The organism is Sporosarcina saromensis, from assembly GCF_054901285.1.
This window is the reverse complement of record NZ_CM142738.1, coordinates 3384331-3409081: the sequence shown is the minus strand read 5'-3', so window position 1 is coordinate 3409081 and position 24751 is coordinate 3384331. Positions and strand designations below refer to the sequence as shown.

The following is a 24751-nucleotide window of genomic DNA, read 5'->3' as shown; positions in this document are numbered from 1 at the left end:
CTGTACGTAACTTGCTCATTTCTTACACTCAAACGAATAGCTGCTCGTCACAGAATTATGGATTTCCAAAACAATACTTCCGCCAACCTCATAACACCCTTCACTCGCGAGTTTAATCTCTTTCGTATTAAAGTAACTCGTAGTCAATACCATAAACGCAACAATGAGCAATGCAACTGCGCCCACTGACCATACTTTCGTCGTAACGGCTTTCCTTTGTTGCTCCATCTTTACCACTCCTTTCTCAGTAAGAACGTCTACAACCATAACTCTCCAATTTAACGGACAAACCTCTTACCATCTTCTACGATTTAAAATCATATAAGTTCCAATAATTCTTACGATAGCTAGCGGCATTGTTAATTTGGACATACCTTTATCTCGTAATTGTGTATAGAATTGTATTTTTCTTTTTTGGATTTCTTTCTAAGGATGTAATTTGAACATCACCAATCCCCTAATAGTTGAATGGAGCGAAAGGCGAAGTGCAAAGACGTGCTCTTTTGTTCGCAAGGCTGGAACAAAACATGAAAATAGGCAGAAGTCAAATTTTTTATCATGCTTTTTTCTGCTTTTACAATGTTTCTTTTCGGTATTTAAGAGTGGATCGGAGCGGAAAAAGGCCGACTCCTGCGGGATTGTAGCGCGAATGTTGAGACCCCACAGGAAGCAAAGCGAAGCGACGCGGACGAGGAGGCTCAAGCGCGCCCCGCGGAAAGCGTGCCTTTTGGAGCGCAGAGGAACGGTTTTTGAGCTTTGTCTTAGCCACTTTCAAGTGGGGGAAAAAGGGATAGGCAAGACCCTGCAGTGTCGTCCTCTGTAGCGTAAATCACCCTCCCTAGACTGGTATCTGTTCATTCTAAGATTTGCCTTAATTTCTGCATAGTTCACAGAAATACGGCAAATCGAACCACTTTCGTGGTTCGATTTGTAACTGAAATGTAACTCGCATCCTTTACAGTAAGAACTAGAAAGAAAGCGGTTACAAAAACGACATGAAAAGAGGGGTTCACGTTGAAGAAAAAGCTATGGTTGTTCTCTTTACTCGCAATGATGCTCATCATCCTTGCCGCTTGTAACACTGACGAAGACACGGAAAAACCGGAAGCGTCCACTGGAGACGATAACGGTGAAGAAGTGCAAGGTACCATCAAAATCGGTGTCCTCGCTTCCTTGACCGGAGCACTTGAAGCGTACGGCAAGCAAACAAAACAAGGCTTCGAATTAGGTCTTGAATATGCGACAGGCGGCACGATGGAAGTCGCAGGTAAGAAAATCGAAGTCGTCTTTGAGGACACAGAAACAAAGCCTGAAGTCGCTGTACAAAAAGCTACGAAACTATTAGAAGAAGACGAAGTGGACTTCATCGTCGGTTCTTCTAGCTCAGGGGATACATTGGCCGTTCTTCCGCTTGCTGAAGAATATGAAAAAATTATGATCGTTGAACCGGCTGTTGCGGACAGTATCACAGGTTCTGAATTCAACCCGTTTATCTTCCGTACAGCGCGTAACTCATCACAAGATGCTGTTGCTGGAGCTGCCGCTATTGCAGGTCCGGGCGTGAAGATTGCTACGTTTGCACCGGATTATTCATTCGGTTGGGATGGCGTCGCAGCGTTTAAAAAAGCGGCAGAGGATTTAGGGGCAGAAGTTGTGCTTGAAGAGTTTGCAGATCCTGCAGCTACAGACTTCACATCCAACCTACAAAAAATTATTGAAGAAGATCCAGATTACTTGTATGTCGTATGGGCGGGTGCCAACTCCCCTTGGAACCAAATTGCAGATTTGAAGCTCCAGGAAAAAGGCATCAAGATTTCAACAGGTGCACCGGATATCGCGGCACTTTCTGTGATGGAACCACTTATCGGGATGGAAGGGTTCACGGTTTATTACCATACGCTACCTGACAATGAAGTAAACGACTGGCTCGTGAAAGAGCATAAAGAACGTTTCAACGGAGAAGTTCCGGATTTATTCACACCGGGGGGCATGTCCGCGGCAATTGCGATTGTTGAAGCGTTGAAGAAATCTGAAGGGGATGCGGACGGTAACAACTTGATTAGCATTATGGAAGGGATGTCCTTTGAAACTCCGAAAGGAACGATGACATTCCGTGAAGAAGACCACCAAGCGATGCAATCCCTATATTCCATTAAGCTTGAAAAACAAGACGGTGTCCCTTATCCAGTGCCAGTTCTTATTCGAGAACTCACACCGGATGAGACGGAGCCACCGATTAATAACTAAATAAGATGGACAGTGCGCGTGCTGTCCTTCTCAATCGGATGAACCGTGCGTTCATCCGTTTGAGAAGGATGGAACAGGTGGGAGGAGAGGGAAAGATGGATCCAATTTTAAAGACCGATCAGTTAACGATCCGTTTCGGCGGACATACAGCAGTTTCCAACGTCAGTTTTGAAATGCCTGCGCGACAATTAAAATCAATTATTGGCCCAAATGGTGCGGGCAAGACGACGTTTTTTAATTTGCTAAGTGGTGAATTAAAACCGACAGAAGGCGAAGTGTTCTTTAAAGGAAAACGGATTACAACGATGTCTGCAGTTGCACGCACACGTCTAGGACTTGGCCGTTCCTTTCAAATTACAAACGTCTTTCCGAATTTGACGGTGCTTGAAAACGTGCGGCTTGCTGTGCAATCAAAAAAGAATATCCGGTACCAGATGACGCGCCACTTCTTTCATTACAAGGCGTTAATGGAAGAAGCGCAACAGCTCATCGATCTCGTGTTGTTACAAGGTAGGGAGCACGCAATTGCGAGCCAATTGTCGCATGGGGAAAAGCGGAAATTGGAAATTGCGATGTTGTTAGCACTCGATACCGAAGTATTGTTGCTGGATGAACCGACGGCAGGGATGTCACTTGAAGAAGTGCCGGCTATTTTGGATGTCATTAAGAAAATCAAACAAAAAGGCGACAAGACGATTTTATTAATTGAACACAAGATGGACATGATTCTAGACTTGTCGGATTCAATCATGGTGCTGTTTAACGGCAAATTGCTTGCTGATGGCAGTCCGCAAGAAATTATGGACAATGAAACTGTGCAAAATGCGTATTTAGGAGGTCTGTATGATGAAAACGCTGTTGAAAGTTGACGATATCCATACGCATATTGGGCAGTACCACATTTTGCAAGGCATTTCGTTTGAAGCACGCGTTGGGGAAGTAAGTGTTTTGCTTGGTCGAAATGGAGCTGGGAAAACAACGACATTAAAAACGATTATGGGGTTAACGCCAGCTTCTAAAGGAAGTGTCACGTTTGACGAACGGGACATTACGAAACGGGCTACATACGACATTGCGAATTCAGGCATCGGTTACGTGCCGGAAGACCAGGGGATTTTCGGTGAGTTAACGGTCGAAGAAAATATGAAAGTTGCGATGCGAAAAGAGGACGACGCAACGTTGGCGAGACAAGAATATGTCCTGGAGTTATTCCCGGATCTTAAAACGTATTGGAAGAAAGACGGCGGGCACTTGTCAGGTGGGCAAAAACAAATGTTGGCGATGGCGCGAGCGTTTGTCCATGAAAACAAATTGCTGCTGATCGATGAACCATCGAAAGGGCTTGCCCCGATTGTTATTGAAAAAGTGATGGAAGCCATTATGGAAATGAAAAAGAAGACGACGATTGTTCTTGTTGAACAGAATTTCATCATGGCGAGTCGAATTGGGGATCGCTACACATTGATTGATGACGGAGCGACTGTGCAAACGGGCGCGATGAAAGAACTGATTCATGATGAAGAAGTGAAACGCAAATATTTAGGGATTGGATGAAGGAGGCGGAACGATGGAGTTACTAATCAATTTGACGATAAATGGTTTAGCTACGGGGATGCTCATTTTTCTTCTCGCTTCCGGATTGACGTTGATTTTTGGCTTGATGAGTGTACTGAACTTTGCACATGGCGGCTTATTTGCTTGGGGTGCCTATTCGGGTGTGTGGTTTTACGCATTGACGGATAGTTTTGTTCTGGGCATTGTCGGTGCAATTATTACTGGAATCGTTCTAGGGTTTATTACAGAAAAGCTTATCATTACACCTGTGTATGGCAATCACGTTCAACAAATCCTTATTACACTCGGGTTCATGCTCGTGTTGACGGAGTTGCTGAAAGTTGTATGGGGGCCCAATCAAATCGCGGCGAAAGTACCGCCTTATTTAGCGGGAAGTTGGGAGTTTGGGGATGTCCTCATTATTAAATACCGACTGTTCATCATCATCGTCGGCTTTGTCATTTTTGGTTTGTTTCAGTACATGTTACAAAAAACGAAGATTGGTTTGATTGTTCGTGCAGGGGTTATGAACAAAGAGATGGTGCAAGCACTTGGCATTAACATTAAACGCGTGTTCTTATATGTGTTCATGGCTGGTGCTGCACTTGCAGCTTTAGGTGGCGCGTTAATGGCACCGTATTCAGGTGTTGTGTACGCAGAGATGGGGTTTGAATTTGCGATATTGGCTTTCATCGTCGTTGTTATAGGCGGTATGGGGAGCTTTCCAGGTTCATTGCTGGCAGCGATTCTTGTTGGTTTGGCAGGAAGTTATATGGCTTATTACGTTCCGGCACTTTCACTTGCGGTCAATATGATGCTCATGGCAATCGTATTAATATTCCGTCCGCAAGGGCTATTTACGGCAAAGGGGTGACGGCATGAAACAGAAATTTCAATGGAACAACTATTTACTTGGCGTTGTCGTTTTGGCACTTGTCATCTTCCCGTTCGTATCGGATTCCAGGACGTGGACGATCTTATTGACCCAAATCTTCATCTTTTCGATTCTAGCAATGAGTTACGATATTTTGCTTGGTTACACAGGGATCGTATCGTTCGGGCATGCGATGTTTTTCGGGATGGGTGCTTATACGACAGCGATTATGCTGAAAAAAGCAGAGCCGACGATGGGCGTATTTTTCTTGTCGATCGGGGTCGGCATGTTGTTGGCGGGCGTTGTCAGTTTTTTTATCGGTTTGTTGACATTGCGGTTGAAGAGTCACTTCTTTGCGATGCTCACACTCGCCGTATCGGGCTTGTTTTTGGTGCTTGCTGAAAAGTGGCGAACGTTAACGTATGGGAATGACGGCTTTACGTTTAAAGCCCCAGAATTTTTCAAAGACCGTATGATGTTTTATTTCTTAGTGCTCGCTATGTTAGTGCTTGTGTATATTTGTTTACGCCGATTTGTCAATTCACCGTTTGGGCGTGTGCTTGTTGCTGTTCGGGAGAATGAACAACGGACACAATCACTTGGTTTTAACCCGCTACATTATAAAGTGATTGCATCGGTCGTTGCTGGGGTTATCGCGAGCTTGGCAGGTTCGTTATATGCCGTTTCTTTACGGTTTGTCAATACGAGTGTCCTCGCAATGGACATTACGTTAGACGCATTGCTTATGACCATCATCGGTGGTGTCGGTACATTGATCGGCCCGATTGTCGGTGCGGGCATTATTGAGTTAACGCAACATTATTTGTCAGGCCTTGCAAAAGAGTATCCGATCTTTGAACGATGGATCATTTTCTTCGGCATCATTTATATTTTAGCGGTTATCTTCTTCCCAAGAGGTGTCGTTGGTACGATACGTGAAAAAATGTGGAAAAGGCAGTCGAAGAAGAGTGAAGTGAAACCGGTCACGAAGAAGGAGGGATTAGGATGACTGTCGGGATTGTCAGTACAGGCATGTATATTCCTTCTTCCAAAATGACTGGAGAGGAAATTGCTGAACGTGCGAATTTACCGATTGAAGTTGTGAAAACGAAGATGGGCATTACGGAAAAGCCGATTCCGGGTGAACAAGATCATACGGTTGCAATGGCTGTATGGGCTGCGCATGACGCGATGCGAAAAGGCGGCGTTGATGCAAAAGAAATCGATGTCATCATTTACATTGGTGAAGAACATAAGGAATATCCATTATGGACAGCAGCAATTAAGATCCAAGAAGAAATTGGTGCCCATCATGCATGGGGATTTGACGTAGCACTTCGTTGTGGAACGACGATTATGGCGATGAAAGTTGCGAAAAGCCTACTACTCACGGATCCTTCCATTCAGACGGTCTTACTGGCGGGCGGTTATCGAAATGGCGATTTTATCGATTATGAAAATGAACGTACGCGTTTCATGTTCAATTTAGGTGCCGGTGGTGCCGCAATGATACTTCGACGCGATCATTCGACAAACCTTATTTTAGAAGCAGAAATTATGACAGATGGGTCATTTTCAGAAGATGTCGTCGTGCCGATTGGTGGTACGAAGCAACCGTTGACACCGGCTGATTTGGCGAATGGCTTGTATCGATTGGATGTGTTAGATCCGGTCGGCATGAAAGAGCGGCTTGAACAGAAATCCATGCAAAACTTCTTAAAAGTAATTCGCAGTTCATTGCAAAAAAGCGGGTATCACGAAAAGGACCTCGATTATCTGGCCATTTTGCATATGAAGCGGTCTGCTCATGACTATGTGTTGCGGGAACTCGGTTTGGCGGATGAACAATCAATCTACTTGCACGAGTACGGGCATATCGGCCAGATGGATCAAATCCTTTCATTGGAGCTCGCTCAACAAGCAGGCAAACTGAAAGACGGAGACATTACAGTTCTTGTCAGTGCCGGAATCGGGTATGCTTGGGGGGCAGTTACTGTGAAATGGGGAGGAGAGAAATGATGGAATTGAAAAAAGTCGCTTTGGCAAATGGGGAACAGATTGCGTATCGTGAACGCGCTGGCGGTGAGCGAGTTGTCGTACTCGTCCACGGCAATATGACGTCTTCCAAGCATTGGGATATGCTCTTGGAAAAGTTGGACGACAAGTTTACGGTATTTGCACCAGATCTGCGTGGATTCGGGGAGTCTACGTATCATGAACGGATTACGAGTATAAGAGATTTCTCGGAGGACGTGCATCATGTAATTGAAGCGCTGAACTTGGAGAAATTCGACATGGTTGGCTGGTCGACAGGCGGTGCAGTAGCGATGCAATATGTCGCGGATCATCCAGGAAAGTGTGAAAAACTCGTCTTACTCGCTTCTGCTTCGACACGCGGTTACCCGTTTTTCGGTACGAATGAAGACGGCAGTCCAAATTTAGAACGACGGTTAGTTTCGCTTGAAGATGTAGAACAGGATGCTGGTAAAACAAAAGCGATTCAAGGCTTGTATGACACAGCGAATCGAGAAGGTTTAAAAGCAGTTTGGAACGCGTTAATTTATACGCACAACACGCCGGACGCAGAGAAGTACGAGGAGTACGTTGACGATATGTTGACGCAGCGAAATTTGGCAGATGTGTATTATGCATTAAATACATTCAACATCAGTTCAATGCATAATGGCGTAACAGAAGGGTCAAATCAAGTGAAGGACATCCAAATCCCAACACTTGTTTTAAGAGGCGATAGAGATTATGTAGTAACGGAACAAATGACGAATGAAATAATGGAAGATTTCGGAGACAATGCGCAATTTATCGCTTTAACGGATATGGGGCATTCTCCACTCGTCGATGATATAGATACGTTAACAAAAACCATTGAAACGTTTTTAGATTAAGGAGATGGCAACATGCGACTACAAGGGAAAGTAGCAATTATTACAGGTGGTGCAAACGGAATCGGCCTTGCAGCTTGTCACAGATTTGCTGAAGAAGGGGCTTCTGTCATGATGGCAGATTTTGATGAAACAGCAGGGAAGGAACAAGTTAGGGCTTGTAAGGAAAAGGGTTATGACGTAACGTTTTGCCAAGTGAATGTAGTGGATCGCGACAGTGTCGCTCGATTAGTGGAAGAAACGATTGCTCGATTCGGCAAAATTGATGTGTTAATTAACAATGCGGGCATTACAAATGATGCAACGTTGTTGAAAATGGATCCGGCAGATTTTCAACGCGTGCTGGATGTGAATTTGACAGGAGTTTTTAACTGCACGCAAGCGGTTGTTCCGAAAATGATTGAAGCGGGTGCAGGGAAAATCATTAATACGTCTTCCGTCAGTGGCGTCTATGGGAATTTCGGACAGACGAATTACGCGGCGACGAAAGCGGCAGTCATCGGCATGACGAAAACGTGGGCAAAGGAATTTGGACGCAAGGGCATTAATGTTAATGCGGTCGCTCCTGGATTTACTGCGACGGCAATGGTGAAGAAGATGCCTGAGAAAGTGATTGACCAAATGGCGTCTGCTGTTTCACTGCAACGACTTGGCAAGCCGGAAGACATTGCAAATGCGTATTTGTTTTTAGCGAGCAATGAATCGGATTATGTACATGGGCATGTGCTACACGTGGATGGCGGCATCATGATGTAATGGAAGGAGGAAGTCCAATGTTTCATACGTGTAACTGGATCATTGAAAGAACAGCGTTATCAACTGAACACATTGCTTTGATAGATATTCACACAGGTGAACGCGTTTCGTATGGCGTGTTACAAAATCGGATTGATCGATGGGCTTCCTTTTTCCATGCGAAAGGGTTCACGAAGGGTGAACGGATTGCTGTTTATTCACCGAATAAGCCTGAGTTGTTTGCCATTTTGTTTGCATGTGAGCAAGTCGGTTTAATCTACGTGCCGTTGAACTGGCGATTGAGCCAAGCGGAGTTACAAGGTGTTTTGGACGATTGCAAACCGATTCTTACGCTATACGAAGAGGGGTTCGAAGCCTCCGTTCAACAGTTAAAGATGAATGAGGCACATCGGTTAACGATCGTTGAGCAAGTGCCGATCACGACAGATTGGACCCGGAATGTACTTAATCAAGCTGAAGATCCGTGGATGATCATTTATACAGGCGGTACGACCGGTGCACCTAAAGGGGTCGTTCTCTCCTATTCAGCCATTAACTGGAATGCGTTAAATACGATTTCTACATGGGGATTAACAGAAAACGACGTGACGATCAATTACATGCCGTTGTTTCATACAGGTGGATTAAACGCATTAAGTATTCCTTTGTTCATGGCCGGTGGAACGGTTGCGATTGGCCACCAATTCGATGCTGAAGAAGCTTTACGTGCCACTAATCACTATGAAGCAACCATTTCGTTGTTCGTACCAACTATGTACCAAATGATGATGCAGACGAATTATTTCAAGCATGCTTCCTTTCCGACCATGGATTGTTTTCTATCGGGTGGAGCACCTTGTCCAGAAACCGTCTATCGTGCATTCCATAAGAAAGGATTGTGTTTTAAAGAAGGATACGGTTTGACGGAGGCAGGGCCGAACAACTTTTTCATCCGACCGGAAGATGCTGCGCGAAAAATTGGTTCGGTCGGCAAAAGCATGCTTTTTAACGAGACAGTTGTGCGAGATGAGAAGGGTAACCGTTGTGCTCCCGGTGAGATTGGTGAACTTTTCGTGAAAGGGCCGCACATGTTCAGCGGTTATTGGAACAATCCCACGCAAACGTCAGAAACGATTCAAAATGGCTGGATACGGACGGGTGATTTGGCAAAAGTGGATGCAGACGGAGATACATACATTGTCGGCCGAAAAAAGGATATGATTATTACAGGCGGAGAAAACGTCTATCCGCAAGAAGTCGAACAGTGTTTGATCACTTTTGATGGAATTCGGGAAGTGGCTGTAGTTGGGATGTCAGACGACGTCTGGGGCGAAAAAGTCGTCGCATTCGTGGCCGTTTATGATGAGGTGGAAGTTGACCGGGATCGCTCTTGTCGCATTGCAAACATAAATTGGCTGCATACAAGATTCCAAAAGAAGTTATCGTCGTACCCGAATTGCCGAAAACCCATGTCGGGAAAATCAATAAAAGTGAGTTGCTTGCACGGTTGTGAAGCGCATGTCTATTTGTCAGTAGCCTAATCGGTTACTGGCTTTTTTTGTCTGTATGTGCCAATGAAATAGGATGTATTGTATGGTATCCTTATGCTAATTGCTGTCGACGTGAACGAGGATGGAAACAATATAGAATAGTAATATCAAATCGGAAAATTGGAGTGATAAAGATGAATCCCAATAAAGAAAATACAATTATGCAAGCAATCATGGAATTATCCGGTCAACTGAAAGAGATGAAATTGGAGTTGATTGGGGAAATGCAAGCGATTAGACAAGATTTGAACAGGGTGGAGGAAAGACTTAGCCAAGATTTGAAAGAACTAGATGAAAAGGTTGACCTCGTTGATGCAAAACTGGATGTATTATCTAAAGCATTGATAACGACGCAAGCGGATGTTCTTCGATTAAAACAAGCGAAATAAATCAAATAGAAACTGCAACTACTTCTACCATTTGTCCTCGTGCCAATGGTATTTTTTTAGCTAAAATAAATTGATTAAATGTTCGAATGGTTTACAATATAAGATACAACGATGAATAGTCTACTAGGGAGGGCTGCTCGTTTTTTAGTAAAAGGGGGAAAGTGTGTGAAGCCGATCATTGGGGTGACGACGGATGTGGATAATGCGGGAAACCACCTGACGAATGCGAGTTATATTGACGCGATTCTAAAAGCAGGAGGGGTACCAATTATCCTGCCGACTGGAATTGATCGAGATGTGCAACAGCTTTGCAACATGTTGGATGGTTTGCTATTGACGGGCGGAGGAGATGTCGATCCCGTCCATTTGGGTGAAGATCCCCATCCGAAATTAGGTGAGGTAACGCCTGAACGTGATTCTGTTGAATTGTTGCTAGCGCGGCAATTCTTGAATGCGAATAAACCGATTCTTGGGATTTGCCGGGGAATGCAATTGTTAAACATCGTTTTTGGCGGCGGGATTTATCAAGACATGCAAGCGCAGTATGACAAACCGTTACTCCAACATATACAGCAGTCAAAAAGGTGGTTTACTTCACATGAAGTGAAAGTGACACGGCAAACGAAGTTCCATGCGATTGTAGGAATGGATGTTATTCGAGTCAACTCTTTTCATCATCAAGCGGTTAAAGATATTGGTCGACCGCTCGTTGTATCGGCAATTGCAAATGATGGCATTGTTGAAGTGATAGAAAGTACAGCTCATGCATTTGTCATCGGGGTTCAATGGCATCCTGAAATGCTAATGATGAAGGGAGACGTTTATTCTAACCGTTTGTTTGAAGCACTTGTTCGGGCGTGTAAAAAGTAGATTTGTAGACAACTTGGGGGAATGGCGTTATGGACTATTTATACAATCCGTTTCAAACGACTCGGCATGCAGCATTTGCAAGAAGAGGAATGGTGGCGACGTCTCAACCACTCGCTGCACAAGCAGGCATTGAAATAATGCGACGTGGCGGCAATGCAATTGACGCAGCGATCGCGACAGCTGCGACGTTGACCGTTGTAGAACCAACGTCTAACGGAATTGGCGGGGATGCGTTTGCACTCGTTTGGATGAAAGATCAGTTATATGGATTAAACGCATCTGGACCAACGCCTGAATTACTCACAGTGGAAGCTGTGAAAGCAGCTGGTCACGAGAAAATTCCCACGTATGGCGTGGTGCCCATTACCGTACCAGGCGTTCCCGCAGCATGGGCAGAACTTTCGAGCAAGTTTGGTAGGCTTTCTTTGTTAGAGACATTGGAGCCTGCCATCCGCTATGCGGAAGAAGGTTTTCCATTAACGCCGATTCTCGGGAAGTATTGGGAAATTGCTTATCATAAATTCAAAAATGCGTGCAATGGTTCAGAATTTGAGGCGTGGTTTAACACGTTTGCACCAAATGGACGTGCTCCTCAAACGGGGGAGATTTGGCGTTCGCCCGATCACGCGAAAACGTTACATGCAATTGGAGAGACGAATGCAAACGCATTTTATCATGGACATCTTGCAGATGAAATCGATATTATCATGCAACAGCACGGAGGTTTTTTGCGGAAAAGAGACTTGGCGAATTACAAAGTTGAGTGGGTTAAACCGCTTTCGGTGAACTACAAAGGGTATGACGTATGGGAGATGCCGCCGAATGGGCAAGGGATGATTACGTTAATGGCGCTCAACATCTTTTCTGAAATGAACCCCGCTGTCCCGAATGACGTGCGCTCGTTACATGAACAAATTGAAGCGATGAAACTCGCCTTTATCGATGGGAAAGCCTTCATTTCCGAAGAGACGGACATGCCTGTTTCGGTTAAGACGTTATTGTCGCAGGCATATGCAAAGCGCCGTGCTGCCGAAATTTCGGAGCGTGCGTCAATTCCGGCTCCCTATGATTTGCCAAAAGGAGGCACAGTCTATTTGGCGACGGCTGACGGGGAAGGGAATATGGTATCATTCATCCAATCAAATTACATGGGATTTGGTTCTGGCGTTGTCGTACCGGGAACAGGTATCGCGTTGCAAAACCGTGCCGTCGATTTTTCGCTTGAACCAAATCATCCAAATGTATTGAAACCAGGCAAACGATCCTATAACACGATTATACCGGGGTTCTTATCGAAAGACGGACAAGCAATCGGACCGTTTGGCATCATGGGTGGATTCATGCAACCACAAGGTCATTTCCAAGTGATCATTAATACGCTGGACTACCAATTAAATCCGCAAGCGACGTTGGATGCACCAAGGTGGCAATGGGTAAAAGAGAACGTCGTGCACGTTGAACCGAATTTCCCGAACCATTTGGCGCAAGCATTGACACGCCACGGCCACCAAGTCGTCCCGACACTCGATAGCGGATCGTTCGGCAGAGGGCAAATCATTTGGCGGAATCCTGAAACAGGCGTCCTATCTGGAGGAACCGAATCAAGAACGGACGGCGCAATTGCTGTTTGGTAATAAATGCATATGAAAAACGCCTGGCGACAGAGTTTGGCTTGTCGCGCAGGCGTTTTTTTGTTTGGAATGTTCCAAGCTGTATGAGTTTGTGTGTTATCGGTCGAATTCACAATTTATTCGATTGGATACGCAGAGTTATCGGTCAAGTTCACAAAGTTATCGATCAAGTTCACAAAGTTATCGCCGAATCGGGACCTTCCGACTAGCAAAAATGCATTGCTTCCTAACGAAAAATCTCCTCAACACTCCAATTGTCACTCATCCATCAAATCTTAAATTGTCGAATCGTTTTCGTTAGTTCTTCACTCAGATCCGTCAACGTTTCCGCTGCTTCTGTAACGGATTGGATGGCACGTAACTGTTCGTCTGTTGAGGCACTCACTTCTTCACAGGCGGCAGCAGTTTGCTGAGATGTTGCGGCCATCGTCTGAACAATGAGGGCGACGTCGTCTTTGTTTTGTGTTACTTTGTTAATTTCCTGTGTAACGGAATTAATAGATGCTTGCATGTCTTCCATTAATACTGTTAGTTCTTTAAAAGAAGCTTCCGTTTCTTCTACAACTTTCCCTTGGTTGCGGAATGTCTCGATAGTTTCCGTCATTTCAGTGGAAACGAGTTTCGATTCGTTTTGAAGTTCTGTAACCGTTACTTTGACATCTTCTGTCGCAGCTGCGGATTGTTCGGCTAGTTTACGAACTTCCTCTGCAACAACCGCGAACCCTTTGCCGTGTTCTCCAGCCCGCGCTGCTTCGATGCTGGCATTCAAAGCGAGCAAGTTTGTTTGAGATGAAATGTCAGTGATCGTTTCCATCACCCCACCAATCGCTTTCACTTTTTCACCAAGTGTCGCAATGGATTCGCTCATGGTTTTGAGTTTAAAGCCTGAAGAAGTAAACGTCTCTTTCAGTTCAGCCATCTGTTGTTGTCCGTTCGCGTTCATTGTTCCAGTCTGCTGTGCAATGCCCGTCATTTCATCTGCACGACTATTGATATCATTGATTTGACTACCTAGATGTTCAGTGCGCTCCGATACCATTTCAGAATCCTCCGCTGACTTAGCCGCACCTTCTGCAATTTCTGTCACGGCATGGGCCACTTGTGAGCTGGATGCGTTCGTTTCTTCAGCAACGGCACTTAAATTCTCAGAGTTTGAACGGACTTGATCAGCTGAAGTGCTCACAACTGTAAGTATGCCTTTCATATTGGCAATCATCGTATTGAAATTGTCTCCGAGTTGCCCAATTTCATCTTTCGATTGAATATCCGACGTTACAGTCAAATCGCCTTTTGCCACGGTATCCATCAGCGTTTTAAGTTTACCAATCGGTTTAATCATTCGAGAAATGACGAAGTACATTGCCACAGATACGATGATGATCGTAATTAACGATATAATGAGCATGGATGTACGAAGATCATTCGCCATTCCCATTAGCTTGTCTTTCTCATAAACTGCGATGACTTTCCATCCGAAGTCTGGAAGTGTCGTAAACACATCGACTTTATCAATTCCTTCTTCGTCTGTAAATTCAATATCGCCGTATTGATAGTCATATAACTTCTGAACATAAGGCGAATCCATTAAACTCTCACCGTTTTTAGTTGGGTGAGATAAAGCTACTCCATCATTATCTAATAAGATGGTGAATCCGTCGAAAGGCAATTTGTTTTTATTCAACTCGGTGGTCAGTTCAGTTAATAAAATATCGACACCAACAACCCCAACAATTGAGCCGTTTTGTTGCACAGCGTGAGATGCGGTAATGACAAATTCTCCTGTAGAGCTATCAATATAGGCGTTTGACCAGTGGACTTCATTTGGAGAAGCCATCGCTTCTGTAAACCACAACCGTTCATTTACATTCAGGTTGCTCGTGTCCGCTGCTGGATAGATAGCAATTGAATTTGAAGGGGTTGCAAAATACGCGGATGATGCATCTGAATAGATTGCTTGGAAACTTTTCAATTCATTTACAAGATTCGTCTGTTTGGAAATCTCTTCCTCGTTTGCTGTAGAAGATTGAACAATCTCCGAATTTGCGAGCTGTCCAATTCCTTTAGCGTACTGCTCAAAATAATTTTCGATGGAACTACCAGCTTGTTGGATCGTGGACTCGCTCATGCTGATCACGCGTTCCACTGATCTTTTCTTCACTTGATCATTGGTCATGTAAACCATTAGAAAAATTCCGAGAAGAAATAGTAAAATTGCTGTAATAATGATTTTCGTGCGAATGGATTTAAACATGAAGGACTTCCTTTCTATACATATGTACATATGGTTCTTCGGTCGAAAAAGTGTAATGTTAACATGTAATAATTACTAATTTGTTTACAATGAAAATACATAACTGTTTAGATTAAGGAAATGGCTAGATTTGTTTATTCCAACGAGTGTGTCAGAAAAACGGTTTGTTTTTATCAGTTTTTGACTCAACAACTAAATCGATTTGCCGATAAAGAGAGTAATGGAGTGCTCACAAACGGGGAGGTTGACGTGTATGGTAAGTCGAATTGGGGGAAGTACTGGACCGCAACAAGCAGGAGCAATTGTGGATAGTACATTGACAGAAGCTACTTTAAAAGTTTCTGAAGTGCAAGCGATACCGCAACAAACTGAACAGTCGGTAGAAGACAAACAATTGCCGATTGAAAAAGCACAACAAATGACAGATAGTATGAATAAATTCTTGGAAAGTGCGAACACCCAACTGCGATTCAAGTTGCATAACGAACTGAATGAATATTATGTAACGATTGTCGATGCGAAAACAGACGAAGTGGTCCGAGAAATTCCTTCAAAAAAATTGATGGACATGCATGCAGCGATGAAGGAATTTGTCGGATTACTCATAGACCGCAAAATCTGAGGAGGATGAACGATGCGAATTAGTGGATTAGCAACAGGGATGGATACCGAACAAATTATTAAGGATATGATGACAGCTCATCGAATTCCGTTAGATAAAATAACCCAGAAGAAGCAATATTTGCAGTGGCAACTAGACGACTACCGCAGCATGAACCGAAACTTGCGCGATACGGCTTATAAAGTGTCCGATACGATGGGCCGTCAAGCGACGTTCATGCAGAAGACAGTGAGTATTTCAAATCCAGATGCTGTGGGGATTAAGGCTACGAGTGCTACTGGAGAGTTTTCTGGAACGATTGAAGTTAAACAGTTGGCGACGCAAGCGAGTTTGCAGGGGGGCGCATTAGTAAGAACAGACAATAACCCTACTACCGCTGATACAAAAATTTCGGATTTAAATGGTGTTCCATTAAGTGACAAAGCTTCTATTACAATTACTGCACCAAATGGCAAATCGGCAGAAATTGAAATTACTAATGACGATACTATTGGATCGGTAATTAAGAAAATCAATGGGAATGCGGAAACAGGTGTTACAGCGTTTTTTGACTCTCACACTGGAAAGATTGCCCTTACTTCCAAAGAGAGTGGAGCTGGTCAGATTAAGATAGCGGGTAACGGCGGTGCAGCTGATTTACTCAAATTAAGCAATGCTGAACCAAAGCCAACTGATGGAAACCTGGATAATAGTAAGGCATATTATTCCGAAGGTCAAAACGCACAATTCACCTTCAACGGCCTAACAACCGAGCGCTCTTCGAACACATTCAACATCAACGGCTTCGAAGTGAACTTGAAACAAGTCACAACAGGACCAGTCACATTCAGCTCGGCACCTGACACAGACAAGATTTTAGAATCAGTCGTGAAATTTGTCGATGATTATAATAAACTGATTGATGAATTACATGCGAAAATTCGTGAGCCGAAGTACCGTAATTTCCAACCGCTTTCAGATGAGCAGAAGAAAGAGATGAAGGAAAAGGAAATTGAACTGTGGGAAGAGAAGGCGAAGAGTGGTACGCTTCGTAATGATCCGACAGTTGCAAGTATGTTGACAGAACTGCGTCAAATGATGAGCAGTTCCGTGACGATGTCGGATGGTACAAAAATTAGTTTAAAAGATATTGGTATTGAACCGATTAAAGATTTTAAGGAAAATGGTAAGCTGAAGATTGATGAAGATAAGTTAAGAAAAGCAATCAGTGAAAATCCGAACCAAGTGTATGAAGTGTTCGGCAAGCCTGCTAAAGATGCCGACAAAGGCGGAATCGCGGCTCAATTCCGTAAGACGGTCGATAATACGATTTCAGTTATCTCTCAAAAGGCCGGGTCGACTGGGTCAGTAAGTGATTCGTTTACATTAGGGCGTACGATGAAGAGTATGGACAAGCAAATTGAACGCTTTGAAGATCGTTTGAAAATGACGGAAGACCGTTTGTGGCGCCAGTTCACGGCAATGGAGCGTGCAATCCAACGTGCGAATGCGCAATCTGCAAGTTTGATGGGTGCTTTTGGTGGCGGCATGTAAGAACGGCTTAGGTGATTGCTACTTGATTTTTGGCAAACCAATAAAAGGAGTTTTTAAAGAGCATGGCAATGAATAATCCATATGCAACGTATCAGAACAATTCGGTGAATACGTCGACTCCGGGAGAATTGACGCTGCTGTTATACAACGGATGCTTGAAATTCATTCAACAAGCAAAAAAGGCATTGGAAGCGGGCAATATTGAAGAGAAAAATACAGCTACGCAAAAAGCCCAAGCGATCGTGTCAGAATTGATGGTGACTTTGGATCAATCCATCGCAATTTCGGAAAACATGATGGTTCTTTATGAATTTGTGAACCATCGTCTGTTAGAAGGGAACATCAAGAATGACCCTGTTCTTTATGATGAAGCGGCGAGTATCATTACGGAGTTTCGGGATACGTGGAAACAAGTTATTCAAATTAATCGTACAAAGCAGTACGGGAAAATGGATGAAGTATGATTCGCGCATCACTGCTCCGTTGGCAGGAAGTGTCCCGACAAATTCTGACGGTTTCCGCGAATACGAGTGAAGAACAACGAGATGACGCGATTGAGAAAATCTCTAATTTGTTGGATGAACGTGACAGGTTACAAGCTGACATTGCACCACCTTTTACACAAGCGGAAGATGAATTAGGTCAATCTCTTATGCAACTCGAAAAGCAAGTGATGCAAGCTTTAGAACGGTACAAACAAACGATCCGTTCCTCCATTACAGCGACACAATCGAAAAAAGAACATGTGAAAAGTTACGTCAATCCTTACGCGAACGTATCGCGTGATGGGACGTTCTACGATACGAAATCCTAAACGAAACTGACCATTTTTTGGTCGGTTTTTTAAATTGAGGAAAACCTCCTATGTGAATGAACATTCATTAATGCTACGATGTACATAAAACTAATTGACTAGTGAATGTATCGTGAATAGGCAGAAAAAATAAAATGTTAGTCGGCGACTCAAAGGGGGAAAAGGAATTGGAAACAGCAAACGTGGACCACATGATTCAACAGCAATTTGCAAAGAAAAATTTTATATTGTTTGTAACATTAGGCGGCTCCAGCTTACTTGGAACAATTTTTTATTTTTTGACGGGACAAGACACGATGAAAACACTGAGTATGACCATTCCGCTTGTCATGTCCATACTACTTTACGGATTTGCTTTAAAAGTATATTGGGTTGAAAGGCTTTTTCCGTGGTTGCTCATCGGACTGTCTACGTTCGCAGCACTATTTAATGGAATTGTCGGTGACCCATCGATAGCGACAGCGGGTATCGCATTTTTCATAGCGGGTATTGCAAGTGTCCATGCATCCATGCGAATCATGACGTATGGATTCATTTTGTCTTTATCCATTATGTTTGTATTTTTGACGAAGTATCCGTATCAAGAGCAGATTTCGACGAGTAAAGGGGCAATTTTATTACCACTCGTTTTAATGGCAATTGGTTTGCTCGTTCAAATTAAGCAAACAAAAAAACTGGAACACCAAGTCCATCTTTTCACTGAACAACAAGCTGAGCGTGTAGCTACAGAAGAGCAAAAACACCGTAGTTTGACGATGGAAGTCGAACAGGTTGCTGCGGATTTAGAGTCGATTGGTCACACCGCTAGTCGTCATCATGCATCCCAAAAAGAATTGTTGACAATCATGAATTCCATTGCTGTCGGAGTTGAGCAAGAGGCTGAGCAAATTGGCCGAATTGCACAGCATGCAGAACGCGCAAAGACAGATGTAGCTCATATGCGTGTGGAAACGCGTGCCATGTATGATGAAGCGGTAGCAATACGAACAGCGTCAGATGAGGTTGTCGAACTGATGCGCACAGTGCAAAACGGGATGACAGAAGTGGACCGCTTGTTAGTTGAATTGGATCGTGCATTTCATGTATTATCAGCGAACATCGAGCAGACAAATGGATTGGCAAAAGCAATTGCCGCCATTACGGATCAAACGAATCTCCTTGCGCTTAACGCTTCTATTGAAGCTGCTCGCGCAGGAATACATGGCAAGGGCTTTGCAGTTGTAGCAGGAGAAATTCGAAAACTTGCCCATATGACTGCTGGTACGCTTGATGAAATTAATCAAAACTTAAGTGACGTCAACAAGATGAACGCTACATCTCAACAAACGTTGGCCGCTAGTTCGGACAGTTTAAAAGCACAAGGGGTACTAACATCTGAAGCGGAGCATAAAATTCAACAAATGCATTCGGTCTTGGATCAATTCCATGTACAATTTCAACAGTTCGATGTGAAAATGAAAGTGATTACTGATGAAACTTCCGATATCGGTGAGATGACAATCAACTTTGCGGATTTGCTTGCTCAGTCGAGTGCATCGCTTGAAGAAGTGAATGCAACTGTGCACACTGCAGTGGAAGATAATGAACAAATCATTAGCACGTTAGAGGGAACAATGAAACGGACAAAAGCATTGGTTAATATTCGATAAAGTTGGTTTCATTTGGTATAATAAAGAGGAAGATTGGATGAAAAGTGAGGTACGGGATATGTACTATAAACGACACGAATATTTTAGGTATGAATTCAACGAGCCGTTGGAAGCAAACTTTAAAATGCTCTTGGCCGAAGGGGCGTTTGAATCCAATCCGGGGTTGTGCCGATTAGTGGATATAAGCCCAGGTGGTTGCAAAATGCTCACCAATTACGAATTTCCTGACATTCGTGGCGCAGTTCATTTACGATTGACGTGCACACTATTTAAAGAACCATTGACGATTGATGGGCAAATTGTATGGAAAAAGAAAGACAAGGAAGGCTATCAATATGGAATGGACTTTATTGAAAATCCGCTGATGGAAAAATTGATTGTCGATGAATTAAAGTTGCGCAGACAATCAGAAAAATAAAACGGCAATAACCAAATGTGATCCATTTCGTCACATTCCGACAAGATTTTAATTTTCCTTCAAAAAAAAGAAGGAGATTGAAATAGATATGTAGAAGTATACAGTAAGGTTAAACAAAGGAGGAGTTCATATGCTAGACTTTAACATCCGAGGGGAAAACCTTGAGGTAACTCCGGCAATTCGTGAGTACGTCGAGAAAAAGGTTCAAAAGCTTGAACGATACTTCACAGAGGGCGCGAATGCTACGGCCCACGTCAACCTGAAAGTGTATAATGACCGGCAGACTAAAGTGGAAATCACAATTCCTATGAAAAATTTGACACTCCGTGCAGAGGAACGACATGATGATATGTACGCTGCAATCGACTTGATTGTCGACAAATTGGAACGTCAAATCCGTAAATACAAAACGAGAGTAAACCGTAAGTTTCGTGAGCGTGAAGGTGTAGCTGCCTTTCTACAATCGGTGGAAAAAGAGAAGAATGTGCAAGAAGAAGCTGCGCATGATGAGACTGAGTTCCAAGTTGTTCGCACAAAGCAATTTGACTTGAAACCGATGGACCAAGAGGAAGCAATCCTTCAAATGAATATGCTCGGTCATAGCTTCTTCATCTTTACAGATGCAGAGTCAGACGGCACACAAATCGTTTACAAACGCCGCGACGGAAAATACGGCTTGATTGAAACAAACTAATAAGGTTAACCCCTTTCCCTGGAGCAATCCAGGGTTTTTTATGTTCAATTAACGATTACATGTAATTGGAGCAGGTTGGAAAATTATTGTACAAAAAGGATTCCTCTATTTTACAAAAAGTGCACGGACTATTTGCACCGCGCTTTTTACAATGCTAAAATGGAGGGTGAACTTAATGAGGATGTGACTTGTATGCTTGGCGTATTGAATAAAATGTTTGATCCGAATAAGAGAGATTTAAAACGATTAGAAAAAATAGCTGATTCAGTAGAAGCGCTTGCAGGCGAGATGGAGCAATTGTCTGATGAACAGCTTGCTGCAAAAACAGCTGAGTTTAAAGAACGTGTTGCCAATGGTGAGACATTGGATGCGATTCAACCTGAGGCATTTGCAGTTGTTCGTGAAGCGGCAAAACGCGTGCTAGGGATGTATCCGTTCCGCGTCCAGTTGATGGGTGCGGCCGCATTGCACGAAGGGAATATTGCAGAGATGAAGACCGGGGAAGGGAAGACGCTGACGTCGACACTTTCCGTTTATTTGAATGCGCTTGAAGCAAAAGGTGTACATGTTGTTACGGTGAACGAATACTTGGCGAGCCGTGATGCAAATGAGATGGGGCAGTTGTTTGAGTTCCTCGGATTGTCAGTAGGGTTGAACTTGAACAGTTTGTCCAAAGAAGAAAAGCGTGAAGCGTATGCAGCTGATATTACGTATACGACGAACAACGAACTTGGATTTGATTATTTACGAGACAATATGGTCTTGTATGAAGAACATAAAGTGCAACGTCCGCTCCATTATGCGGTTATTGACGAAGTCGATTCCATTTTAATCGATGAAGCACGAACACCGTTAATTATTTCAGGACAGGCGGCGAAATCGGCTGAGCTTTATCGATTGGCGAATCGTTTTGTCACGACGTTGAAGAAGGAAGAAGATTATTCGTATGACGAGTCGACGAAAGGTGTCGTCTTGACGGAAGCTGGAATTGAGAAAGCTGAAAAAGCGTTTGGCATTGAAAACTTGTTTGACTTAAAACATGTCACGCTGAATCATGCGATTAATCAATCGTTAAAGGCACATGCTAGTATGCATATTGATGTGGACTATGTCGTTCAAGAAGGCGAAGTCGTCATTGTCGATTCATTCACAGGTCGATTGATGAAAGGTCGTCGGTATAGTGATGGATTGCACCAGGCGATTGAAGCGAAAGAAGGTTTGGAAGTCCAAAATGAAACGATGACTTTGGCGACGATTACGTTCCAAAACTTCTTCCGGATGTATGATAAGTTGTCTGGGATGACAGGTACAGCGAAGACGGAAGAGGAAGAGTTCCGCAATATTTACAACATGAATGTCATTGCAGTGCCTACAAACCGTCCGATTGCGCGTGATGACCGTCCAGATTTGATTTATGCATCAATGGATGGGAAATATAAAGCAGTGGCTGAAGATATCCGCGAACGCCATAAAAATGGACAACCCGTCCTTGTCGGTACGGTTGCAATTGAGACTTCTGAAATCATTTCTAATTTCTTGAAGAAGTATGGCATTCCGCACAATGTCTTAAACGCGAAAAACCATGGACGAGAAGCTGAAATCATTTTGGAAGCGGGTCAACGCGGAGCAGTTACGATTGCGACGAACATGGCCGGCCGTGGTACAGATATTAAACTTGGCGAAGGTGTTCAAGAAGTTGGCGGACTAGCTGTTATCGGTACAGAGCGCCATGAATCGCGCCGGATTGATAATCAGTTACGTGGTCGTTCCGGTCGTCAAGGTGACCCAGGGGTGACACAATTCTATCTTTCTCTTGAAGATGAGTTGATGCGCCGTTTTGGTTCCGAGCAAATGAAAGGCATGATGACGAAGCTTGGAATGGACGATACAACCCCAATCCAATCGAAAATGGTTTCACGCTCCGTCGAATCTGCTCAAAAGCGTGTGGAAGGGAACAACTTTGATTCCCGGAAGCGGTTGTTGCAATATGACGATGTATTGCGTCAACAACGTGAAATCATTTATAAAGAACGGAATGAAGTGCTCGCGTCTGACAATATCCGTGAGGTGTTGGAAGGCATGTTGACGAGTGTCATCGAGCGTGTCGTTGCGATGCACGCACCTGATGAGAAGGATGCAGAGTGGAAATTAAAAGGACTCGAAGATTTCCTCGGTGCCAATTTGTTACCGGAAGGTGCATTGACGGCAGCGGATATGGAAGGGAAATCTGAAGAGGAATTAAATAAATTGATTCACGATGCGGTCATTGAACGATATAATGAGAAAGAAGCGGAAATGTCCGAAGAGCGTATGCGCGAGTTTGAAAAAGTTGTCTTGCTTCGGGCAATTGATTCGAAATGGACGGATCATATCGATGCAATGGACCAGTTACGTCATGGGATTCATTTGCGTGCATACGGTCAAACCGATCCACTTCGTGCGTACCAGGCGGAAGGCTTCGCGATGTTTGAAGACATGGTAACAGCTATCGAAAATGATGCTTCGAAATATGTCATGAAAGCAGAAATCCGCAACAACCTTGAACGTGAGGAAGTGGCGAAAGGGCAAGCGGTGAATCCAAAAGAAGACGGTGAAAAAGTGACGAAAAAGCCGGTTCGTCGTGCCGTTAATATTGGACGTAACGATCCGTGTCCTTGTGGTAGTGGCAAAAAGTATAAAAACTGTCATGGCAAGGCGTAAATGCCATGTAAAAAAGCAAAACTTGACTTCCCATCAGTGGCTCTGTCTGCTGATGGAAGTTTCATTTTTTATTTTCAGGAGGAAACAACAATGATGGAATTATCCGATGTACGTAATGAGCTTGACAAAACAGCTAAGAAATTAGCGGACTTTAGGGGGTCTCTTTGACTTAGAAAACAAAGAGGCACGAATCCAAGAATTAGATGAAGTGATGCTAGACCCAAGTTTTTGGGATAGCCAAGATACTGCACAGAAAGTGATTGCAGAGTCAAATGCCCTTAAAGATACAGTCGGCGAATTCAATGAGTTGAACAGTACACAGGAAAACCTGGAAATGACACTTGAGTTGCTTCGTGAAGAAAACGACGAAGATTTACAAGAAGAATTATTTGCAGAGTTGAAAAGCTTTAAAAAGAAAATGGAAGATTTCGATCTCCAAATGCTGTTAAGCGATGAGTATGACAAGAACAATGCGATTTTGGAAATTCATTCTGGTGCTGGTGGAACAGAGTCACAGGACTGGGCTTCCATGTTGTTGCGCATGTATACACGTTGGTCTGAAGATCAAGGCTTCAAAGTGGAAACCCTTGACTATCAAGCGGGCGATGAAGCAGGCGTGAAGTCTGTAACGTTATCCATTAAAGGCCATAACGCTTATGGGTACTTGAAAGCAGAAAAAGGCGTCCATCGTCTTGTCCGTATTTCCCCATTCGATTCATCTGGAAGACGTCATACATCGTTCTCATCTGTTGAAGTGATGCCGGAGTTTGACGGTGATGTAGACGTTGAATTAAAGATGGAAGACGTCAAAGTGGATACGTACCGTTCAAGTGGCGCAGGTGGACAGCACGTCAATACGACCGATTCAGCGGTACGGATGACGCATATTCCAACAGGTGCCATTGTAACGTGTCAAACAGAGCGTTCCCAAATTAAAAACCGTGAGCGTGCAATTAACCTATTGAAGGCGAAGATTTACCAACTTCGTTTGGAAGAAGAAGAAGCACGCTTGTTGGAAATCCGTGGAGAGCAAAAGGAAATCGGTTGGGGAAGTCAAATCCGTTCCTACGTTTTCCATCCGTATTCCATGGTAAAAGATCACCGTACGAACGAAGAGACTGGAAATGTCGGTGCTGTCATGGATGGTGAAATCGATATTTTCATCAATGCGTATTTACGTTCTCGAATTGCATAATGAATTGGAAAAACACACCTCGGTGTGTTTTTTTCATTTCATGTTTGAAATAACTAAAGATGTGTATAGTAAAAGGTAAAGGCGAACTGGAATTGTACCTACTTAAAATGGGAAACAATGCGAAA

23 protein-coding genes are annotated in these 24751 nt (G+C 43.7%); 21 read left to right on the top strand and 2 right to left on the bottom strand.

The window, feature by feature from the left end:
* Positions 1 to 15: 15 nt before the first annotated feature.
* Positions 16 to 228 (bottom strand): hypothetical protein, encoded by a 213-nt coding sequence (locus ACVHUV_RS17335; protein ID WP_462085437.1) that lies wholly within the window; start codon positions 226 to 228, stop codon positions 16 to 18.
* Positions 229 to 1050: 822 nt separating this feature from the next.
* On the opposite strand from ACVHUV_RS17335, the gene ACVHUV_RS17330 reads away from it, so the two are divergent.
* The 12 genes from ACVHUV_RS17330 to ACVHUV_RS17275 all read left to right on the top strand — a co-directional run bounded on the left by ACVHUV_RS17330 (position 1051) and on the right by ACVHUV_RS17275 (position 12753).
* Positions 1051 to 2247 carry a substrate-binding domain-containing protein gene (locus ACVHUV_RS17330; protein WP_462086938.1) on the top strand — a complete coding sequence of 399 codons (1197 nt, stop codon included), beginning with the start codon at positions 1051 to 1053 and terminating at the stop codon, positions 2245 to 2247.
* A 95-nt stretch (positions 2248 to 2342) separates the two neighbouring features.
* On the top strand, positions 2343 to 3116 hold the full coding sequence (locus ACVHUV_RS17325) for an ABC transporter ATP-binding protein (RefSeq protein WP_371389170.1): 774 nt from the start codon (positions 2343 to 2345) through the stop codon (positions 3114 to 3116).
* Positions 3094 to 3801 carry an ABC transporter ATP-binding protein gene (locus ACVHUV_RS17320; RefSeq protein WP_317942504.1) on the top strand — a complete coding sequence of 236 codons (708 nt, stop codon included), beginning with the start codon at positions 3094 to 3096 and terminating at the stop codon, positions 3799 to 3801. The genes ACVHUV_RS17325 and ACVHUV_RS17320 overlap by 23 nt, the downstream gene beginning before the upstream one ends.
* A gap of 13 nt (positions 3802 to 3814) precedes the next feature.
* Positions 3815 to 4675 carry a branched-chain amino acid ABC transporter permease gene (locus ACVHUV_RS17315; RefSeq protein WP_317942505.1) on the top strand — a complete coding sequence of 287 codons (861 nt, stop codon included), beginning with the start codon at positions 3815 to 3817 and terminating at the stop codon, positions 4673 to 4675.
* A gap of 4 nt (positions 4676 to 4679) precedes the next feature.
* On the top strand, positions 4680 to 5684 hold the full coding sequence (locus ACVHUV_RS17310; RefSeq protein WP_462085436.1) for a branched-chain amino acid ABC transporter permease: 1005 nt from the start codon (positions 4680 to 4682) through the stop codon (positions 5682 to 5684).
* Positions 5681 to 6694: a 3-oxoacyl-ACP synthase gene (locus ACVHUV_RS17305; protein WP_462085435.1), complete on the top strand. Its 1014-nt coding sequence runs from the start codon at positions 5681 to 5683 to the stop codon at positions 6692 to 6694. The genes ACVHUV_RS17310 and ACVHUV_RS17305 overlap by 4 nt, the downstream gene beginning before the upstream one ends.
* A complete protein-coding gene (gene phaZ, locus ACVHUV_RS17300) occupies positions 6694 to 7578 on the top strand; it encodes an intracellular short-chain-length polyhydroxyalkanoate depolymerase (RefSeq protein WP_462086937.1) in 885 nt (294 codons plus the stop codon). The genes ACVHUV_RS17305 and phaZ overlap by 1 nt, the downstream gene beginning before the upstream one ends.
* Before the next feature lie 12 nt (positions 7579 to 7590).
* Positions 7591 to 8331, top strand: a complete 741-nt coding sequence (gene fabG, locus ACVHUV_RS17295) for a 3-oxoacyl-ACP reductase FabG (RefSeq protein WP_462085434.1) — start codon at positions 7591 to 7593, stop codon at positions 8329 to 8331.
* Positions 8332 to 8348: 17 nt separating this feature from the next.
* Positions 8349 to 9851 carry an AMP-binding protein gene (locus tag ACVHUV_RS17290; RefSeq protein WP_462085433.1) on the top strand — a complete coding sequence of 501 codons (1503 nt, stop codon included), beginning with the start codon at positions 8349 to 8351 and terminating at the stop codon, positions 9849 to 9851.
* Between the two features lie 143 nt (positions 9852 to 9994).
* On the top strand, positions 9995 to 10249 hold the full coding sequence (locus ACVHUV_RS17285; protein ID WP_462085432.1) for a hypothetical protein: 255 nt from the start codon (positions 9995 to 9997) through the stop codon (positions 10247 to 10249).
* A gap of 165 nt (positions 10250 to 10414) precedes the next feature.
* Entirely contained in the window at positions 10415 to 11119 is a 705-nt protein-coding gene (locus ACVHUV_RS17280) for a gamma-glutamyl-gamma-aminobutyrate hydrolase family protein (RefSeq protein WP_462085431.1), read from the top strand.
* Between the two features lie 29 nt (positions 11120 to 11148).
* Positions 11149 to 12753, top strand: a complete 1605-nt coding sequence (locus ACVHUV_RS17275) for a gamma-glutamyltransferase family protein (RefSeq protein ID WP_462085430.1) — start codon at positions 11149 to 11151, stop codon at positions 12751 to 12753.
* A gap of 265 nt (positions 12754 to 13018) precedes the next feature.
* Here the strand turns inward: ACVHUV_RS17275 and ACVHUV_RS17270 are convergent, their stop codons facing one another.
* A complete protein-coding gene (locus ACVHUV_RS17270; protein ID WP_462085429.1) occupies positions 13019 to 15001 on the bottom strand; it encodes a methyl-accepting chemotaxis protein in 1983 nt (660 codons plus the stop codon).
* Between the two features lie 253 nt (positions 15002 to 15254).
* Here ACVHUV_RS17270 and flaG point away from each other — a divergent pair, with 253 nt between their 5' ends.
* The 9 genes from flaG (at position 15255) to prfB (ending at position 24626) form a co-directional block, all read left to right on the top strand.
* On the top strand, positions 15255 to 15623 hold the full coding sequence (gene flaG / locus ACVHUV_RS17265; RefSeq protein WP_462085428.1) for a flagellar protein FlaG: 369 nt from the start codon (positions 15255 to 15257) through the stop codon (positions 15621 to 15623).
* 12 nt (positions 15624 to 15635) lie between these two features.
* Entirely contained in the window at positions 15636 to 17156 is a 1521-nt protein-coding gene (locus ACVHUV_RS17260; protein ID WP_462085427.1) for a flagellar hook-associated protein 2, read from the top strand.
* Positions 17157 to 17218: 62 nt separating this feature from the next.
* On the top strand, positions 17219 to 17620 hold the full coding sequence (fliS, locus tag ACVHUV_RS17255) for a flagellar export chaperone FliS (RefSeq protein ID WP_462085426.1): 402 nt from the start codon (positions 17219 to 17221) through the stop codon (positions 17618 to 17620).
* On the top strand, positions 17617 to 17970 hold the full coding sequence (fliT, locus tag ACVHUV_RS17250; RefSeq protein WP_371389181.1) for a flagellar protein FliT: 354 nt from the start codon (positions 17617 to 17619) through the stop codon (positions 17968 to 17970). The genes fliS and fliT overlap by 4 nt, the downstream gene beginning before the upstream one ends.
* Positions 17971 to 18137: 167 nt before the next feature.
* Positions 18138 to 19619, top strand: a complete 1482-nt coding sequence (locus ACVHUV_RS17245) for a methyl-accepting chemotaxis protein (protein ID WP_462085425.1) — start codon at positions 18138 to 18140, stop codon at positions 19617 to 19619.
* A 37-nt stretch (positions 19620 to 19656) separates the two neighbouring features.
* A complete protein-coding gene (locus tag ACVHUV_RS17240; protein WP_462085424.1) occupies positions 19657 to 20037 on the top strand; it encodes a PilZ domain-containing protein in 381 nt (126 codons plus the stop codon).
* A gap of 130 nt (positions 20038 to 20167) precedes the next feature.
* Entirely contained in the window at positions 20168 to 20731 is a 564-nt protein-coding gene (gene hpf / locus ACVHUV_RS17235; RefSeq protein ID WP_462085423.1) for a ribosome hibernation-promoting factor, HPF/YfiA family, read from the top strand.
* Positions 20732 to 20923: 192 nt separating this feature from the next.
* Positions 20924 to 23431: a preprotein translocase subunit SecA gene (gene secA, locus ACVHUV_RS17230; protein WP_462085422.1), complete on the top strand. Its 2508-nt coding sequence runs from the start codon at positions 20924 to 20926 to the stop codon at positions 23429 to 23431.
* Positions 23432 to 23524: 93 nt separating this feature from the next.
* A protein-coding gene (prfB, locus tag ACVHUV_RS17225; RefSeq protein WP_462086936.1) for a peptide chain release factor 2 occupies positions 23525 to 24626 on the top strand; the annotation gives its coding sequence in 2 pieces (ribosomal slippage) (positions 23525 to 23596 and positions 23598 to 24626; 1101 coding nt in all).
* The last annotated feature ends 125 nt before the right edge of the window (positions 24627 to 24751 follow it).

What these genes read in the sequence shown, in the direction of transcription:
- ACVHUV_RS17335 (WP_462085437.1), bottom strand. Translation starts at nt 228, where the DNA reads ATGGAGCAACAAAGGAAAGCCGTTACGACGAAAGTATGGTCAGTGGGC.
- ACVHUV_RS17330 (WP_462086938.1), top strand. Translation starts at nt 1,051, where the DNA reads ATGATGCTCATCATCCTTGCCGCTTGTAACACTGACGAAGACACGGAA.
- ACVHUV_RS17325 (WP_371389170.1), top strand. Translation starts at nt 2,343, where the DNA reads ATGGATCCAATTTTAAAGACCGATCAGTTAACGATCCGTTTCGGCGGA.
- ACVHUV_RS17320 (WP_317942504.1), top strand. Translation starts at nt 3,094, where the DNA reads ATGAAAACGCTGTTGAAAGTTGACGATATCCATACGCATATTGGGCAG.
- ACVHUV_RS17315 (WP_317942505.1), top strand. Translation starts at nt 3,815, where the DNA reads ATGGAGTTACTAATCAATTTGACGATAAATGGTTTAGCTACGGGGATG.
- ACVHUV_RS17310 (WP_462085436.1), top strand. Translation starts at nt 4,680, where the DNA reads ATGAAACAGAAATTTCAATGGAACAACTATTTACTTGGCGTTGTCGTT.
- ACVHUV_RS17305 (WP_462085435.1), top strand. Translation starts at nt 5,681, where the DNA reads ATGACTGTCGGGATTGTCAGTACAGGCATGTATATTCCTTCTTCCAAA.
- phaZ (WP_462086937.1), top strand. Translation starts at nt 6,694, where the DNA reads ATGGAATTGAAAAAAGTCGCTTTGGCAAATGGGGAACAGATTGCGTAT.
- fabG (WP_462085434.1), top strand. Translation starts at nt 7,591, where the DNA reads ATGCGACTACAAGGGAAAGTAGCAATTATTACAGGTGGTGCAAACGGA.
- ACVHUV_RS17290 (WP_462085433.1), top strand. Translation starts at nt 8,349, where the DNA reads ATGTTTCATACGTGTAACTGGATCATTGAAAGAACAGCGTTATCAACT.
- ACVHUV_RS17285 (WP_462085432.1), top strand. Translation starts at nt 9,995, where the DNA reads ATGAATCCCAATAAAGAAAATACAATTATGCAAGCAATCATGGAATTA.
- ACVHUV_RS17275 (WP_462085430.1), top strand. Translation starts at nt 11,149, where the DNA reads ATGGACTATTTATACAATCCGTTTCAAACGACTCGGCATGCAGCATTT.
- ACVHUV_RS17270 (WP_462085429.1), bottom strand. Translation starts at nt 15,001, where the DNA reads ATGTTTAAATCCATTCGCACGAAAATCATTATTACAGCAATTTTACTA.
- flaG (WP_462085428.1), top strand. Translation starts at nt 15,255, where the DNA reads ATGGTAAGTCGAATTGGGGGAAGTACTGGACCGCAACAAGCAGGAGCA.
- ACVHUV_RS17260 (WP_462085427.1), top strand. Translation starts at nt 15,636, where the DNA reads ATGCGAATTAGTGGATTAGCAACAGGGATGGATACCGAACAAATTATT.
- fliS (WP_462085426.1), top strand. Translation starts at nt 17,219, where the DNA reads ATGGCAATGAATAATCCATATGCAACGTATCAGAACAATTCGGTGAAT.
- fliT (WP_371389181.1), top strand. Translation starts at nt 17,617, where the DNA reads ATGATTCGCGCATCACTGCTCCGTTGGCAGGAAGTGTCCCGACAAATT.
- ACVHUV_RS17240 (WP_462085424.1), top strand. Translation starts at nt 19,657, where the DNA reads ATGAAAAGTGAGGTACGGGATATGTACTATAAACGACACGAATATTTT.
- hpf (WP_462085423.1), top strand. Translation starts at nt 20,168, where the DNA reads ATGCTAGACTTTAACATCCGAGGGGAAAACCTTGAGGTAACTCCGGCA.
- secA (WP_462085422.1), top strand. Translation starts at nt 20,924, where the DNA reads ATGCTTGGCGTATTGAATAAAATGTTTGATCCGAATAAGAGAGATTTA.